The following is a 15291-nucleotide window of genomic DNA, read 5'->3' as shown; positions in this document are numbered from 1 at the left end:
TCAGAAGCCCTCCGGCGTGCGGAGGTGGACATCGGTGGCTTGCTGCAAGGCGTGGGCGGCGTGCAGCAGCCGGCCTTCGGTGAAGTAGTTGCCGATCAACTGCAGGCCCACGGGCATGCCGCAGGCGCCGAACCCGGCGGGCACGCTCATGCCGGGCAGGCCGGCCAGGCTGGCGGGCAGCGTGAAGATATCGGCCAGGTAGGCCTGCAGCGGGTCGTCGCCCTGTTCGCCGATGCGCCAGGCCACGGTCGGCGCGACCGGGCCGGCGATCAGGTCGCATTGCTGGAAGCAGGCCTGGAAGTCGTCGGCGATCATGCGGCGCAGTTTCTGCGCCTGCAGGTAGTAGGCGTCGTAGTAGCCGTGCGAGAGCACGTAGGTGCCAATCATGATGCGGCGCTTGACCTCGGCGCCGAAGCCTTCGGCGCGGGTCTTGCGATACATGTCCAGCAGGTCGTCGTACTTCGCCGCGCGGTGGCCGAACTTGACGCCGTCGAAGCGGCTCAGGTTCGAGCTGGCCTCGGCCGGCGCGATGATGTAGTAGACCGGGATCGACAGCTCGGTGCGCGGCAGACTGACGTCGACCAGCGTGGCGCCGAGCTTTTCGAGCTCGGCCAGCGCGGCGCGCACCGCGCCGTCCACGTCGGCCGCCAGCGCCGCGGGGAAGAACTCGGCCGGCAGGCCGATGCGCAGGCCTTTGAGCGGCTGGGCCGCGGTGGCGCCGGCGCGGGGCTGCAGCATCTGGGCGTGGAAGTCCTGGGCCGGGCGCTCTGCGCTGGTGCTGTCGCGCTCGTCGAAGCCGCTCATCGCCGACAGCAGCAGCGCGCAGTCTTCGGCGCTGCGCGCCAGCGGACCGGCCTGGTCCAGGCTGGAGGCGAAGGCGATCATGCCGTAGCGGCTGCACACGCCGTAGGTCGGCTTGATGCCGGTGAGGCCGGAGAAGCTGGCCGGCTGGCGGATCGAGCCGCCGGTGTCGGTGCCGGTGGCGGCCGGCAGCAGGCGGGCCGCCACCGCGGCGGCCGAGCCGCCGGATGAGCCGCCCGGCACGCGGGTGGTGTCCCAGGGGTTCTTCACCGGGCCGAAGGCCGAGTTCTCGTTGGCCGAGCCCATCGCGAACTCGTCGCAGTTGAGCTTGCCCAGGCTGACCATGCCGGCACCGGCGGCCTGGCCGGGCAGGCCCGCGCCGAGCCGGGCGACCACCGTCGCGTCGAACGGGCTGCGGTAGCCGGCCAGCATCTTCGAGCCGGCCGTGGTGGGCATGTCGCGGGTGACGAAGATGTCCTTGTGGGCGATCGGCACGCCGGTCAGCGGCCCGGCCTGGCCGGCGGCGCGGGCGGCGTCGGCGGCGCCCGCCGAGGCCAGCGCCGCCTCGGCGTCCAGGTGCAGGAAGGCGCCCAGCCCGGCATGCGTGGCGGCGCGTTGCAGCAGGTGCTGGGTGAGCTCGACGCTGGAGACGCGCTTGGCTGCCAGCGCCTCGGACAGCGCGGCGACGCCCAGGGTATGCAGTTCTGCGCTCATTCGATCACCTTGGGCACGAGGAACAGGCCGTTCTCGACCGCAGGGGCGCTGCGCTGGTTGCGCTCGCGCTCGTTGCCCTCGGTGACCACGTCGTCACGCAGGCGCAGCTGCACGTCCTGCACTGTCGACAGCGGGGTGTACAGCGGCTCGACGCCACGGGTGTCGACCGCGCCCATTTGCTCGACGATGCCGAAGAAGCCATTGAGCTGGCTGAGCATCGCGTTCGCCTCGGTGTCGGACAGGTCGAGCCGCGCCAGATGGGCAATGCGGTTCACGTCCTCGGGAGTGAGTGACATGGTCGTTTTCTCGGAAAGTTCAAGGGTTCCGGCGGCGCCCGCGCGCACCGCGCCGGCCCTGCCCGTAAGCAGCTGTGCACTGCGTAAGAAACAGGCACAACCCCCTGAAAAAAGGGGGCGATGAGGTATTATCGCGCGTTATCCACCGCCCTCCGGGTCGTGCATTCGGGTCAGCTGTTTCGCGCATGTTTTGCACATGCCTTGCGCGCCAGATCGCTGGTATCGAGTCGTCCCCTCCGGGCGCCGTGGAGCCCACGCAGCACGCCCCTGCATCGCGCCGTCGTCTGGTGTCGCAGGCTCGCCGAACCGATCATCACCGCCACCCCTTCATGCGCCCTGTGGTTCAAGACCTGCCTGCGTCCGAGCTGACGCTTGCCGGCCTCGCCTTCAGCGGCCGCGCCAGCCCTGTGACCGCCTGACCATGTTCTCTTCCTTTCGTCGCTATTTCTCGACCGACCTTGCCATCGACCTCGGCACCGCCAACACCCTGATCTACGTCCGCGGCAAGGGCATCGTGCTCGACGAGCCGTCGGTGGTCTCGATCCGCCACGAAGGCGGGCCGCAGGGCAAGAAGACCATCCAGGCGGTGGGTCACGAGGCCAAGGCGATGCTGGGCAAGGTGCCCGGCAACATCGAAGCCATCCGCCCGATGAAGGACGGCGTGATCGCCGACTTCACCGTCACCGAGCAGATGCTCAAGCAGTTCATCAAGATGGTGCACCCCCGGTCTGTGCTCAAGCCCAGCCCGCGCATCATCATCTGCGTGCCCTGCGGGTCGACCCAGGTCGAGCGCCGCGCGATCCGCGAATCGGCGCTGGGCGCCGGCGCTTCGGAGGTCTACCTGATCGAAGAGCCGATGGCTGCCGCGATCGGTGCCGGCCTGCCGGTGTCGGAAGCCTCGGGCTCGATGGTGGTCGACATCGGCGGCGGCACCACCGAGGTCGGCGTCATTTCGCTGGGCGGCATGGTCTACAAGGGCTCGGTGCGGGTCGGCGGCGACAAGTTCGACGAGGCCATCATCAACTACATCCGCCGCAACTACGGGATGTTGATCGGCGAACCCACGGCCGAGTCCATCAAGAAGCACATCGGCTCGGCCTTCCCCGGCTCCGAGGTCAAGGAGATGGAGGTCAAGGGCCGCAACCTCAGCGAAGGCGTGCCGCGCAGCTTCACGATCTCGTCGAACGAAATCCTCGAAGCCCTGACCGACCCGCTGAACCAGATCGTCTCGGCGGTGAAGAACGCGCTGGAGCAGACGCCGCCCGAGCTGGGCGCCGACATCGCCGAGCGCGGCATGATGCTGACCGGCGGCGGCGCGCTGCTGCGCGATCTGGACCGCCTGCTGGCCGAGGAGACGGGCCTGCCGGTGCTGGTGGCCGAGGACCCGCTGACCTGCGTGGTGCGCGGCTGCGGCATGGCCCTGGAGCGCATGGAGCGGCTGGGTTCGATCTTCACATCCGAGTGAGCGCTGCACCGCGCCCGGCCTGAGCCGCGCCACGGCGCGACCTTTCGGCATCCCGTGCGACAGACCCCATGCCCATCGGTTCGATCGACCGCACACCGCCGCCGTTCTTTCGTCAAGGCCTGTCGGCCCTGACCAAGCTGGTGCTGTATTCCGCGCTGGCCGTCTTCCTGATGGCGGCGGACAAGCGCTTTGCGCTGACCCAGCCGCTGCGCGCGGCGCTGGCGACCGCGCTGCTGCCGCTCGAGCGGATCCTGGTGATCCCGGTGCAGACCTGGGAGCGCGGGCTCGGCTACGCGCAGGGTCTGCAGAATGCGCTCGACCAGGAGTCCGCGATGCGCGCCAGGCTGGCGCTGCAGGCCGAGAAGTCGTCCCGGGTGGCCCAGCTGACCGAGGAAAACGCGCGCCTGAGGGCCTTGCTGTCGCTGCGGCCGGCCATTCCGGTGCGCAGCCAGGCCGCCGAGGTGCTGTACGAGGCGCCCGATCCGTTCTCGCGCAAGCTGTTCCTGAACCAGGGGGCCGACCAGGGCATCGTCGCCGGCTCGCCGGTGATCGACGACGAAGGCGTGCTGGGGCAGGTCACGCGGGTCTATCCGCTGTCCTCCGAGGTCACGCTGCTGGTCGACAAGGACGCGGCCATCCCGGTGCTGAACGCGCGCACCGGGCACCGTGGGGCCGCCTTCGGCACCGGCGACGGCACGGCGATGGAGCTGCGCTTCATGGCCGGCAACGATGATGTCCAGGTCGGCGATCGGCTCGTCACCAGCGGGCTGGACGGCGTCTATCCCGCCGGACTGCAGGTGGCCAAGGTGACGCAGGTCAACCGCCGCGCCGATTCGGCCTTCGCGCATGTCGCGCTGCAACCCGCCGCCCTGGCCGATGCCGTGCGGCAGGTGCTGGTGCTGCAGCCCGTCGGCTTGCAGCTGCCGCCGCGGCCCGACACCCCGCCCGCCGATCGCCCGGCACCGGCCCGCGGCGCTCGCAAGGGAGGCCGGCCATGATTATGCCGCGCGGTTCGGACCAACTGCTGCTGCCGGTCAACCCGGTCTTCCTGTGGTTGTCGCTGGTGGCGGCACTGTGCCTGCAGATGGTGCCGTGGGGGCGCCATCCGGCGCTGCCCGATCTGCTGGCGCTGGTGCTGGTGTTCTGGAACGTGCACCAGCCGCGGCGGGTCAGCATCGGCTGGGCCTTTCTCTTCGGGCTGCTGATGGACGTGCACCAGGGCGCCTTGCTCGGGCAGCACGCGCTGGCCTACACGCTGCTGAGCTATGGCGCCATCTCGATGCATCGCAGGCTGCGCTGGTTCGGCCTGGCCGAACAGGTGCTGCAGGTCACGCCCTTGTTCGCCGCAGCCCACCTGGTGTCGCTGCTGGTTCGGCTGATCGCCGGCAGCGGCCTGCCCGGTTGGGGCCTGATCTTCGCACCGCTGCTCGAAGGCTTGCTGTGGCCGTTGGCCACCTGGCTGCTGCTGGCCCCGCAGCGGCGCCCGCCCGACCCCGACAAGAACCGGCCCCTGTGACCCGGCAAGGCACGCAGTGCGCGGACTGACCGAACTCAAGAACCTTGAGCGTGAGCTGAGTCGCTTCCGCTTGCGCATCTTCGCGGCGGCGGCGTTCGTGCTGCTCGGCTTCGGCCTGCTGCTGACGCGCATGGTGGTGCTGCAGGTGGCTCGCCATGGCGAACTCTCCACGCGCGCGGAGGCCAATCGCATCGCGGTGCTGCCGATCGTGCCCAACCGCGGGCGCATCCTGGACCGCAACGGCATCGTGCTGGCCACCAACTACACCGCCTACACGCTCGAAATCACGCCGTCCAAGGTCGACAACCTGGAGTCGACCATCGACGCCTTGGCGCAGATCGTCGACATCCAGCCGCGCGACCGCCGCCGCTTCAAGCGCCAGCTCGAAGAATCCAAGAGCTTCGAGTCGCTGCCGATCCGCAACCGCCTGACCGACGACGAACTGGCCCGCTTCGTGGCGCAGCGCTACCGCTTTCCCGGCGTCGAGGTCAAGGCCCGGCTGTTTCGCAACTATCCCTACGGCGAACTGGCCAGCCACCTGATCGGCTACATCGGCCGCATCAACCAGTCTGAGAAGGACGACATGGAGGACTGGACCGACGAGGCCCAGGCCAACTACCGCGGCACCGAATACATCGGCAAGCTCGGCCTGGAGCAGAGCTACGAGAAGGAGTTGCACGGCGTGACCGGCTACGAGGAGGTCGAGACCGCGGCCAGCGGGCGGGCGGTGCGCCGGCTGGCCAGCCAGCCGGCCAAGCCGGGCGACACGCTGGTGCTGTCGATCGACATCAAGCTGCAGTCGCTGGTGGAGCAGCTCTACGGCGATCGCCGTGGCGCGCTGGTGGCGATCGATCCGCGCAACGGCGAGGTGCTGGCCTTCGTGTCCAAGCCCACTTTCGACCCCAATCTGTTCGTCGACGGCATCGACCCGGACAACTGGCGCGAGCTCAACGAATCGATCGACAAGCCCTTGCTGAACCGGGCGCTGCGGGGAACCTATCCCCCAGGCTCGACCTACAAGCCCTACATGGCCCTGGCCGCGCTGGCGACGGGCAAGCGCACGCCCCAGCAGACCATCTACGACCCGGGCTACTTCATGTTCGCCAACCACAAATTCCGCGACGACAAGGAAGGTGGCCATGGCACCGTGGACATGTACCGCGCGCTGGTCGAGTCCTGCGATACCTACTTCTACATGGTGGCCAACGATCTGGGCGTCGACACGATCGCCCAGCACACGGCACCGTTCGGCTTCGGGCAGCTGACCGGCATCGATCTGGAAGGCGAGGTGCGCGGCGTGCTGCCGTCGACCGATTGGAAGCGGCGCACCTATCACCGGCCCGAGCAGCAGCGCTGGTATCCCGGCGACACGGTCTCGCTGGGCATCGGACAGGGCTACAACAGCTTCACCATCCTGCAGATGGCCCAGGCCGCGGCCACGCTGGCGGCGGGCGGCGAGCGGCACAAGCCCCACCTGGTGCGCGAGATCGGGGACGCCGTCAGCGGCGCCAGCCATCCGGTGGCCACCGAGCCGCTGGCGCCGGTGCCGATCCGGCCGCAGGATCTGGAGGTGGTGCGCAACGCGCTGATCGGCGTGAACAAGGAAGGCACAGCGGCGGCGGTGTTTGCCGGTGCCGGGTATGTGTCGGCGGGCAAGACCGGCACCGCCCAGGTCGTGCGCATCAAGGAGAACGAGAAGTACAACGCCTCGCGCACGGCCGAGCGGCTGCGTGACCATGCGCTCTTCATGGCCTACGCGCCGGCCGACAACCCGACCATCGCCCTGGCGCTGGTGGTGGAGAACGGCGGCTTCGGGGCCGCCTCGGCCGCGCCGATCGCACGGCGGGTGTTCGATTACTGGTTGCAGGGGCTGTACCCGGTCGACGAAGACATCGCGGCGGTGCAAAAGGGGCTGGCCACGGTGCCGGTCAAGCCGCCGCGACCGTTGGCCGAGGCCACCAATCTGCGCATTGCCGCCCCGGCGATCGCCGCATCGGCGGCGGCTTCGGCTGCGGTGGCGCCGCGCGTGTCTGCGTCGGCCGCCGACATGGATCGGAGTGCCCGATGATGGCCGTGGTGGAACGTCCCTCGCTCTGGCATCGCCTGCGCCCGGCGCTGGCGAGCTTCGATGCGGCCCTGACCTGCGGCGTGCTGGTGCTGTGCGGGTTCGGCCTGGTCACGATGTATTCGGCCGGCTACGACATCGATGGGCGTTTCTCGGAGCATGCCCGCAACATGGCGCTGGCTTTCGGCCTGATGTTCCTGGTGGCGCAGGTTCCGCCGCAACGCATGATGCGCATCGCCGTGCCGCTGTACACCGTCGGCGTGGCCTTGCTGCTGGCAACGGCCTTGTTCGGCATCACCAAGAAGGGCGCCACCCGCTGGCTCAACGTGGGCGTCGTGATCCAGCCCAGCGAATTGCTGAAGCTGGCAATGCCGCTGATGCTCGCCTGGTGGTTCCAGAAGCGCGAAGGCCAGTTGCGGCCCCTGGACTTCGGCGTGGCGGCGCTGCTGCTGCTGATGCCGGTCGGGCTGGTGATCAAGCAGCCGGACCTGGGCACGGCGATCCTGATCCTGTCGAGCGGGATGTACGTGATCTTCTTCGCCGGTCTGTCGTGGCGGCTGATCGCGCCGGCGCTGCTGCTGATGGCCGTCGGGGTGGCGGCCCTGGTGTGGTCGCAGGACCGCATCTGCCAGCCCGATGTCGTCTGGCCGCTGCTGCGCGACTATCAGAAGCACCGCATCTGCACCTTGCTCGATCCCAGCAAGGATCCGCTGGGCAAGGGCTTTCACATCATCCAGGGCATGATCGCGATCGGGTCGGGCGGCGTCACCGGCAAGGGGTTCATGAACGGCACCCAGACCCACCTCGATTTCATTCCCGAGCGCACCACCGATTTCGTCTTTGCGGCCTTCTCCGAGGAGTTCGGCCTGCTGGGCGTCCTGGGCCTGGTGGCGGCCTTCTCCTTCGTCGTGCTGCGCGGGCTGATGATCGCCGCCGAGGCGCCCACCGTGTTCGCGCGCCTGCTGGCCGGTGCGATCACGATGAGCTTCTTCACCTACGCGCTGGTGAACATGGGCATGGTCAGCGGCATCCTGCCGGTGGTCGGGGTTCCGTTGCCCTTCATCAGCTATGGCGGCACCGCCATGCTCACGCTGGGATGCGGCCTCGGCATGCTGATGGCCATCGGCAAAAGCCGGCGCCTGATGCAGAGCTGATCCGGGCTTGCCCTGCCCCTAGTTTGGCGGGCTCGAAACCACGCTTTGGGCGGCGTCCCCCCCTGTGCAGGGGATACGGCGACGGGGTTGTGCAAAGCAGACTGAAGGCACGCAAACTCAAGTGAATCTTCCACGCTTCTGATGTCGTTTTGCATCCGTGGCGTTGATTCATCGGAGCTTGTGAGTTGCAGCACTCGGATTGTGGTTGACAGATCGCCATGTCGAGCGCTGAGAGGACACCTTGCTTTGACCCACACTCATCGGAGAAATTGACATGCTGAACACCAAGACCCTGGCCGCCGCTGCTCTTCTCGCCACCGCCGGCATCGCCCAGGCCGGGATTCCTGCCAATCTCACTTTCAGCGGCTATTGCGACGGCATGACCAACCTGGTTAACTCCGGCGGCGTCGTCAGCGGCACGCACTCCTTCAGCGCTTGCGGCCTGACCGACGAAGCCACGCTCGGCCCGGCCGGCAAGGCGCTCGCCGGCGCGATGGGCAAGGGCTACGCGCTCAGCGAAAACGGCACGGCCCAGTTCGGCTACGTGCTGACCTATGTCATCAACGCCGACGGCACCTGGGTCGGCATGTCGCCCGACCTCGGCGGCGTGTTCAACTCGGGCACCTGGGTCAAGGGCGCGCCCGCGGCCGCGATGGGCCTGAAGTCCACGCTGGGCAAGTAAGCGTCCGTCCCGACGTCGCTGGCGTGCCGGCGATTCGTCGCGAGACCCTCGCTCCGGGCCGCTGCCGCACGCAGCGGCCTTTTTCATTCATGCGTGAACAGGCCGTGCGACGCAGCGCCGCTCACACCACGGTCGACGACGTGCCAGCCGTCAGATGAAAGCGCACCGTGAATCGAACCCCAGGGCCTTCACCCGGGGGCAAGACCGCCGTCAGGCGGGCCGGCTCGATGAGGATCTCGGCGTCGTGCTTGTCGGCCACCTCCTTGACGATCGCCAGGCCCAGCCCGCTGCCGTCGACGTCCGTCCCCAGCACCCGGTAGAACGGCTGGAACACCTGCTCCCGCTCGGCCTCGGGAATGCCGGGGCCGTTGTCCTCGACCTGCAGCACCATCACCTGGCCGAAGGGGTCGGGAATCACACGCACGGTCACCGTGCCCCCTTCGGGCGTGTACTGCAAGGCGTTGTCGACCAGGTTGCGGATCATCTCGCGCACCAGCAGCGGCTGGCCGACGAGCCGGGGCAGGGTCTCGTCGCTCTCGGGGCCCTCAAAGCCCAGGTCGATGCGCTTGTCCATGGCCTTGGGCACGAAGTCCCGCACCACCTCGGTGGCCAGGCGCGCGAGGTTGAAGGCCAGTTGCCTGCGGGCCTGTTCCTCGTCCTCGGCGCGCGCCATGGACAGGAGCTGGTTGACCATGTGCGCCGCCCGCTGGCTGGACAGCGCGATCTGCTGCAACGAGCGCTTCACCGATTTCGGATCCCCGCCGGCGTCGATCTCGCGCTGGGCCAGTTCGGCCTGGGTCCGCAGGCCCGCCAGGGGAGTCTTCAACTGATGGGCTGCATCGGCCAGGAAGTGCTTCTGGCTGCCCATGGATTGGTCGAGTCGGGCCAGCAGGTCGTTGATCGAGCGCACCAGCGGCGCGACTTCCTCGGGTGCGTCGTGCTCGTCGATCGGGCTCAGGTCGTGGCTCTCGCGCTGCCGAATGCGCTGCTGCAGCAGGTTCAGCGGTGCGATGCCGCGCGCCAGCGCAAACCACACCAGCAGCACCGCCAGTGGCAGGATCACGAACTGCGGGAGGATCACGCCCTTGATGATCTCGGTGGCCAGGCGCGAGCGCTTGTCCATCGTCTCGGCCACCTGCACCAGCGCCACCGCCGAGGGGGCGCCGTCGCCCGCGGCCGGCCGCAGGCTGGCCACCCGCACCGGCTCGTTCTGGATCACCTCGTCGCGGAACGCGATCTCGCCCGGCGCCGCACTTTCGTGTTCATGGTCGAGCGCGGGGACCTCGGGATCGCCGGCCAGGCGCTCGCCTTGCGGCCCCAGCACCTGAAAGTAGACCCGGTCGACATCGTCGCTGCGCAGCAGCGCGGCCGCCGACTCGGACAGATGCAGGGGCTGGCTGCCTCGCGGCTGCGCGGCTTCCAGATTCATCTGCTGCGCGATCATCCGGGTCAACTGCGCCAGGTCGCGGTCATAAGGCCGCGCCGCGATGTTCTGCGCCACCAGCCAGGTCAGCGCCACGCTCATCGGCCACAGCAGCAGCAGCGGCGCGAGCATCCAATCCAGGATCTCGCCGAACAGCGAATGCTGTTCACGCGGGGACGAGGTGGCCGACGGCGGAGGAGGAAAGGCCCGCATGGGCTCTCAGCATAGCGCCCGGCGGATGCCGGGTGTCTCCGGTCACGTCGCGATCTTTTCCAGGCAGTAGCCCAGCCCGCGCACCGTGGCGATGCGGATCGGCCCCTGCTCGATCTTCTTGCGCAGGCGATGGATGTAGACCTCGATCGCGTTGTTGCTCACCTCTTCGCCCCATTCGCACAGGCGGGCGACCAGCTGGTCCTTGCTGACCAGGCGTCCGGCGCGCTGCAGCAGCACTTCCAGCAGGCTGATTTCGCGCGCCGACAACTCCACCATCTGCTCGTTGATGTAAGCCACGCGACCGGTGGCGTCGAAGCTCAGCGGGCCATGCTTGATGATGCTGGAGGCGGTGCCCAGCCCGCGCCGCGTCAGCGCGCGCACCCGGGCCTCCAGTTCCTGCAGAGAAAACGGCTTGGCCATGTAGTCGTCGGCACCCAGGTCCAGGCCCTTGACACGTTGCTCGACCGAATCGGCCGCGGTCAGGATCAGCACCGGCATCGACGATCCCCGGGCGCGCAGTTTGCGAAGCACCTCTAGACCGTGCAGGCGCGGCAGGCCCAGATCCAGGATGACCAGATCGAACTCGTGCGACGCCAGCGCGGCGTCGGCTTCGGTGCCGCTGCTCACCTGGTCGACCGCATAGCCGGCCCCGCGCAGGGAGCGCAGCAGGCCATCGGCCAACACCTGGTCATCTTCCGCAATCAGGATACGCATACTGCTTGTCTCCATGCACGACCCGTGCGGTGCAGGATCGGCCTGTTATTTATTTTGGGGAGCCCGTCGGAACGGCAAGGCTTGACGGCGTCAAACTACTGTACGAATATCCAGTTTCTGCCATAATCATCATAACCCTCAGGAGAACCGCATGGACGCCCAGACCAAGACCCTCAACCCCGAAAAAGCCAAGGCACTGCAAGCGGCGCTGTCGCAGATCGAAAAGCAGTTCGGCAAGGGGTCCATCATGCGCCTGGGCGAGGGCGAGGTGATCGAGGACATCCAGGTCGTGTCCACCGGTTCGCTCGGGCTGGACATCGCGCTGGGTGTGGGCGGCCTGCCCCGCGGCCGCGTGATCGAGATCTACGGTCCGGAGTCCTCCGGCAAGACCACGCTGACCCTGCAGGTGGTGGCAGAGATGCAAAAGCTCGGCGGGGTCGCGGCCTTCATCGACGCGGAGCACGCGCTCGACATCCAGTACGCGCAGAAGCTGGGCGTGAACCTGCAGGAGCTGCTGATCAGCCAACCCGATACCGGCGAGCAGGCGCTGGAGATCGTCGATTCACTGGTGCGTTCCGGCGCGGTGGATCTGGTGGTCATCGACTCGGTGGCCGCCCTCACGCCCAAGGCCGAAATCGAAGGCGAGATGGGCGATTCGCTGCCCGGCCTGCAGGCCCGCCTGATGAGCCAGGCGCTGCGCAAGCTGACCGGCACGATCAAGAAGTCGAACTGCATGGTCATCTTCATCAACCAGATCCGCATGAAGATCGGCGTGATGTTCGGCAGCCCCGAAACCACCACCGGTGGCAACGCGCTGAAGTTCTACGCGTCGGTGCGCCTGGACATCCGTCGCATCGGCTCGATCAAGAAGGGCGAAGAGGTGGTGGGCAACGAGACCCGCGTCAAGGTCGTCAAGAACAAGGTCGCCCCGCCGTTCAAGGAGGCCGAGTTCGACATCCTTTATGGCGAAGGCACCAGCCGCGAGGGCGAGATCATCGACCTGGGCGTGGCGGCCAAGATCGTCGACAAGTCCGGCGCCTGGTACGCCTACAACGGCGAGAAGATCGGGCAGGGCAAGGACAATTCGCGCGAGTTCCTGCGCGAGAACCCCGACATCGCCTTCGAGATCGAGAACAAGGTTCGCGCGGCCTTGGGTGTGCCGCTGCTGCCGTCCGAAGCCGAAGCGGGCTAGGCCTTTCGTCGCCATCGCTCAGCACGCTGGCGGTATGGCGCACACCCCGCCCAGCCTCAAGGCCCAGGCGCTGGCGTTGCTGGCTCGGCGCGAGCACAGCCGCGCCGAGTTGCGCGTCAAGCTGCTCGGCCACGCCAAAAAGCTCGCACGGCTGCAGCGCAGCGCCGTCGCGTTGGCCGCTGCGCCGGACGAGCTCGCGCTCAGCCGGGGTCGCGACGACGTGGCAGACGCCGATGTCGCCGCCGAGGTCGACGCGGTGCTGGACTGGCTGGCCCAGCAGCGCCATCAAAGCGATCCGCGTTTCGTCGAAGGCCGGGTGCATGCCCGGGCTGGGCGATGGGGGCAGGCCCGCATTCGTCAGGAACTGGCTCGTCACGGGGTCGAGCTGGACGCCGACACCGCCCGCCAACTGCGCGACACCGAACTGGAGCGCGCCCGGGAGGTCTGGCGTCGCCGCTTCGGTGTCCTTGCCACGCAGGCGCCCGAGCGGGCACGCCAGATGCGTTTTCTGGCCGCCAGGGGCTTCGCCGCCGATGTGATTCGGCGCATCGTGGGGGGGCGCGACGACGAGTGACGGCGCACCCGGTCCGGCGCGCCCAAAGCGATGCCGGGTGAGTCCGGATGCTGCAATGCAGCATGCGTGCTACAGTCAAAAACGCGTCGCCAGACGCGCCCCGGCATGCAGTGCACAGGGTGTAGCTGGCGCCTGCACCGCCGCCTGTCGCGACCGATCCTTCACGCCCCGTCAGCCTCACGCCAACAATCTGTCGCAAAATCGCGCGCCGGAAACACTGGCCTGGCCCGCCGGTGAGCCGCGGTTTGCGGTGATCCGCTCCCCTTTCGTCCTGAACTCACGAAAAGACCTCCCCATGAAGATCCACGAATACCAAGGCAAGGAAATCCTGCGCCAGTTCGATGTGCCGGTGCCCCGCGGCTACCCGGCCTTCAACGTGCAAGAAGCGCTGGAAGCGGCGCAGAAGCTGGGCGGCCCGGTGTGGGTCGTCAAGGCGCAGATCCACGCGGGGGGGCGCGGCAAGGGCGGGGGCGTGAAGCTGGCGCGCTCGATCGAGGACGTCAAGACGCTGTCGAACCAGATCCTGGGCATGCAGCTGGTCACCCACCAGACGGGCCCTGAAGGCCAGAAGGTCCGCCGCCTCTACATCGAAGAAGGCGCGGACATCAAGAAGGAGTATTACGTCTCGCTGGTCACCGACCGCAGCTCGCAGAAGGTGGCGTTCATCGCCTCCAGCGAAGGCGGGATGGACATCGAGGAAGTGGCCCACAGCACGCCCGACAAGATCATCACCGAGGTGATCGATCCGCTGGCGGGTTTGACCGCCGAGCAGGCCAAGAAGATCGCCACGGCGATCGGCCTGCCGGAAGGCTCGCATGCACAGGCCGTCGCGCTGTTCCAGAACCTGTACCGCTGCTACATGGAGACGGACGCGTCGCTGGTCGAGATCAACCCGCTCAACTGCGACAGCAAGGGCAACCTGATTGCACTGGACGCGAAGTTCAACTTCGACGCCAACGCGCTGTTCCGTCACCCCGAGATCGTCGCCTACCGCGACCTGGATGAAGAGGATCCGGCCGAGGTCGAGGCCTCCAAGTTCGATCTGGCCTACATCAGCCTGGACGGCAACATCGGCTGCCTGGTCAATGGCGCCGGCCTGGCCATGGCGACGATGGACACCATCAAGCTGTTCGGCGGCGAGCCGGCCAACTTCCTGGACGTGGGCGGCGGCGCCACTGCCGAGAAGGTCACCGAGGCCTTCAAGATCATGCTGAAGAACCCGGAGGTCAAGGGCATCCTGGTCAACATCTTCGGCGGCATCATGAAGTGCGACACCATCGCCGAAGGCGTGATCACGGCCTGCAAGGCGGTGAACCTGTCGGTGCCGCTGGTCGTCCGCATGAAGGGCACCAACGAGGACCTGGGCAAGAAGATGCTGGCCGACTCCGGCCTGCCCATCATCGCCGCCAACACCATGGCCGAAGCCGCGACGGCGATCGTCGCCGCCGTCGCCTAAGCATTGCGGACCGGCCCGCGCTGCACGCCAGTCCGGGCCGGCTCCCCACCGATCAGAAAGAAAGACAGACCATGTCCATCTTCATCAACAAAGACACCAAGGTCATCACCCAGGGCATCACGGGCAAGACCGGGCAGTTCCACACCCGCGGCTGCGTGGCGTATGCGAATGGCAAGAACTGCTTCGTCGCCGGCGTGAACCCGAAGAAGGCCGGCGAAGACTTCGACGGCATTCCCATCTACGCCTCGGTCAAGGAGGCCGCGGGCCAGACCGGGGCCACCGTCTCGGTGATCTACGTGCCGCCGGCTGGCGCCGCCGCCGCGATCTGGGAAGCCGTGGAGGCCGACCTCGACCTGGCGATCTGCATCACCGAAGGCATTCCCGTGCGCGACATGCTGATGGTGCGCAACAAGATGAAGGCCAAGGAGGCCGCCGGTGGCAAGAAGACGCTGCTGCTGGGCCCGAACTGCCCCGGCCTGATCACGCCGGAAGAGATCAAGATCGGCATCATGCCCGGTCACATCCACCGCAAGGGCCGCATCGGCGTGGTCAGCCGTTCGGGCACCCTGACCTATGAAGCCGTGGCGCAGCTGACCGAGATCGGCCTGGGTCAGTCCAGCGCCGTCGGCATCGGCGGCGATCCGATCAACGGGCTCAAGCACATCGACGTGATGAAGGCCTTCAACGACGATCCCGACACCGACGCCGTCATCATGATCGGCGAGATCGGCGGGCCGGACGAAGCCGAAGCCGCGCAATGGTGCAAGAACAACATGAAGAAGCCGATCGTCGGCTTCATCGCCGGCGTCACCGCACCGGCCGGCAAGCGCATGGGCCACGCCGGCGCGCTGATCTCGGGTGGGGCCGACACGGCCGATGCCAAGCTCGCCATCATGGAAGCATGCGGCTTCCACGTCACGCGCAATCCGTCCGAAATGGGCCGCATGCTCAAGGCCCTGCTGTAAAGCGCGGCGCGAACGCCTGCTGCGTCACCTGACAGGCCGCCTCGTGCGGCCTGTCGTCTTT

At 67.7% G+C, this 15291-nt stretch carries 14 protein-coding genes; 10 read left to right on the top strand and 4 right to left on the bottom strand.

The annotated features are described in order from the left end of the window. Both gatA and gatC read right to left on the bottom strand, forming a co-directional pair. A complete protein-coding gene (gene gatA / locus AC0N04_RS05405; RefSeq protein ID WP_474279450.1) occupies nucleotides 1-1515 on the bottom strand; it encodes an Asp-tRNA(Asn)/Glu-tRNA(Gln) amidotransferase subunit GatA in 1515 nt (504 codons plus the stop codon). Beyond that, nucleotides 1512-1811, bottom strand: a complete 300-nt coding sequence (gene gatC, locus AC0N04_RS05400; RefSeq protein WP_474279448.1) for an Asp-tRNA(Asn)/Glu-tRNA(Gln) amidotransferase subunit GatC — start codon at nucleotides 1809-1811, stop codon at nucleotides 1512-1514. The genes gatA and gatC overlap by 4 nt, the downstream gene beginning before the upstream one ends. Nucleotides 1812-2232: 421 nt before the next feature. Between gatC and AC0N04_RS05395 the strand changes: the two genes are divergently transcribed. The 6 genes from AC0N04_RS05395 (at nucleotide 2233) to AC0N04_RS05370 (ending at nucleotide 8693) form a co-directional block, all read left to right on the top strand. Beyond that, nucleotides 2233-3276: a rod shape-determining protein gene (locus AC0N04_RS05395; protein WP_474279446.1), complete on the top strand. Its 1044-nt coding sequence runs from the start codon at nucleotides 2233-2235 to the stop codon at nucleotides 3274-3276. A gap of 68 nt (nucleotides 3277-3344) precedes the next feature. Further along, nucleotides 3345-4274: a rod shape-determining protein MreC gene (gene mreC, locus AC0N04_RS05390; RefSeq protein WP_474279443.1), complete on the top strand. Its 930-nt coding sequence runs from the start codon at nucleotides 3345-3347 to the stop codon at nucleotides 4272-4274. Next, nucleotides 4271-4792, top strand: a complete 522-nt coding sequence (mreD, locus tag AC0N04_RS05385; RefSeq protein ID WP_474279441.1) for a rod shape-determining protein MreD — start codon at nucleotides 4271-4273, stop codon at nucleotides 4790-4792. Before mreC ends, mreD begins: the two co-directional genes overlap by 4 nt. 25 nt (nucleotides 4793-4817) lie before the next feature. After that, nucleotides 4818-6860: a penicillin-binding protein 2 gene (gene mrdA / locus AC0N04_RS05380; protein WP_474280494.1), complete on the top strand. Its 2043-nt coding sequence runs from the start codon at nucleotides 4818-4820 to the stop codon at nucleotides 6858-6860. Continuing rightward, complete coding sequence (gene rodA, locus AC0N04_RS05375) at nucleotides 6857-8011, top strand: rod shape-determining protein RodA (protein WP_474279439.1); 1155 nt, start codon at nucleotides 6857-6859, stop codon at nucleotides 8009-8011. Before mrdA ends, rodA begins: the two co-directional genes overlap by 4 nt. A gap of 274 nt (nucleotides 8012-8285) precedes the next feature. Further along, nucleotides 8286-8693, top strand: coding sequence for a hypothetical protein (locus AC0N04_RS05370; protein WP_474279437.1), 408 nt, complete (start codon nucleotides 8286-8288; stop codon nucleotides 8691-8693). Between the two features lie 121 nt (nucleotides 8694-8814). On the opposite strand, the gene AC0N04_RS05365 is transcribed toward AC0N04_RS05370, so the two are convergent. Continuing rightward, complete coding sequence (locus AC0N04_RS05365) at nucleotides 8815-10329, bottom strand: sensor histidine kinase (RefSeq protein WP_474279435.1); 1515 nt, start codon at nucleotides 10327-10329, stop codon at nucleotides 8815-8817. Between the two features lie 42 nt (nucleotides 10330-10371). Next, a complete protein-coding gene (locus AC0N04_RS05360) occupies nucleotides 10372-11043 on the bottom strand; it encodes a response regulator (RefSeq protein WP_474279433.1) in 672 nt (223 codons plus the stop codon). Nucleotides 11044-11194: 151 nt separating this feature from the next. Here AC0N04_RS05360 and recA point away from each other — a divergent pair, with 151 nt between their 5' ends. The 4 genes from recA (at nucleotide 11195) to sucD (ending at nucleotide 15230) form a co-directional block, all read left to right on the top strand. Then, complete coding sequence (recA, locus tag AC0N04_RS05355; protein ID WP_474279431.1) at nucleotides 11195-12235, top strand: recombinase RecA; 1041 nt, start codon at nucleotides 11195-11197, stop codon at nucleotides 12233-12235. A 34-nt stretch (nucleotides 12236-12269) separates the two neighbouring features. Next, entirely contained in the window at nucleotides 12270-12809 is a 540-nt protein-coding gene (locus AC0N04_RS05350; protein ID WP_474279429.1) for a RecX family transcriptional regulator, read from the top strand. 295 nt (nucleotides 12810-13104) lie between these two features. Further along, a complete protein-coding gene (gene sucC, locus AC0N04_RS05345) occupies nucleotides 13105-14265 on the top strand; it encodes an ADP-forming succinate--CoA ligase subunit beta (RefSeq protein ID WP_474279427.1) in 1161 nt (386 codons plus the stop codon). 71 nt (nucleotides 14266-14336) lie between these two features. Then, nucleotides 14337-15230 (top strand): succinate--CoA ligase subunit alpha, encoded by an 894-nt coding sequence (gene sucD / locus AC0N04_RS05340; RefSeq protein WP_474279425.1) that lies wholly within the window; start codon nucleotides 14337-14339, stop codon nucleotides 15228-15230. Nucleotides 15231-15291: the final 61 nt, after the last annotated feature.

It is taken from the genome of Ideonella sp. sgz306126 (assembly GCF_056032705.1).
This window is presented reverse-complemented; position numbering and strand designations above follow the sequence as displayed.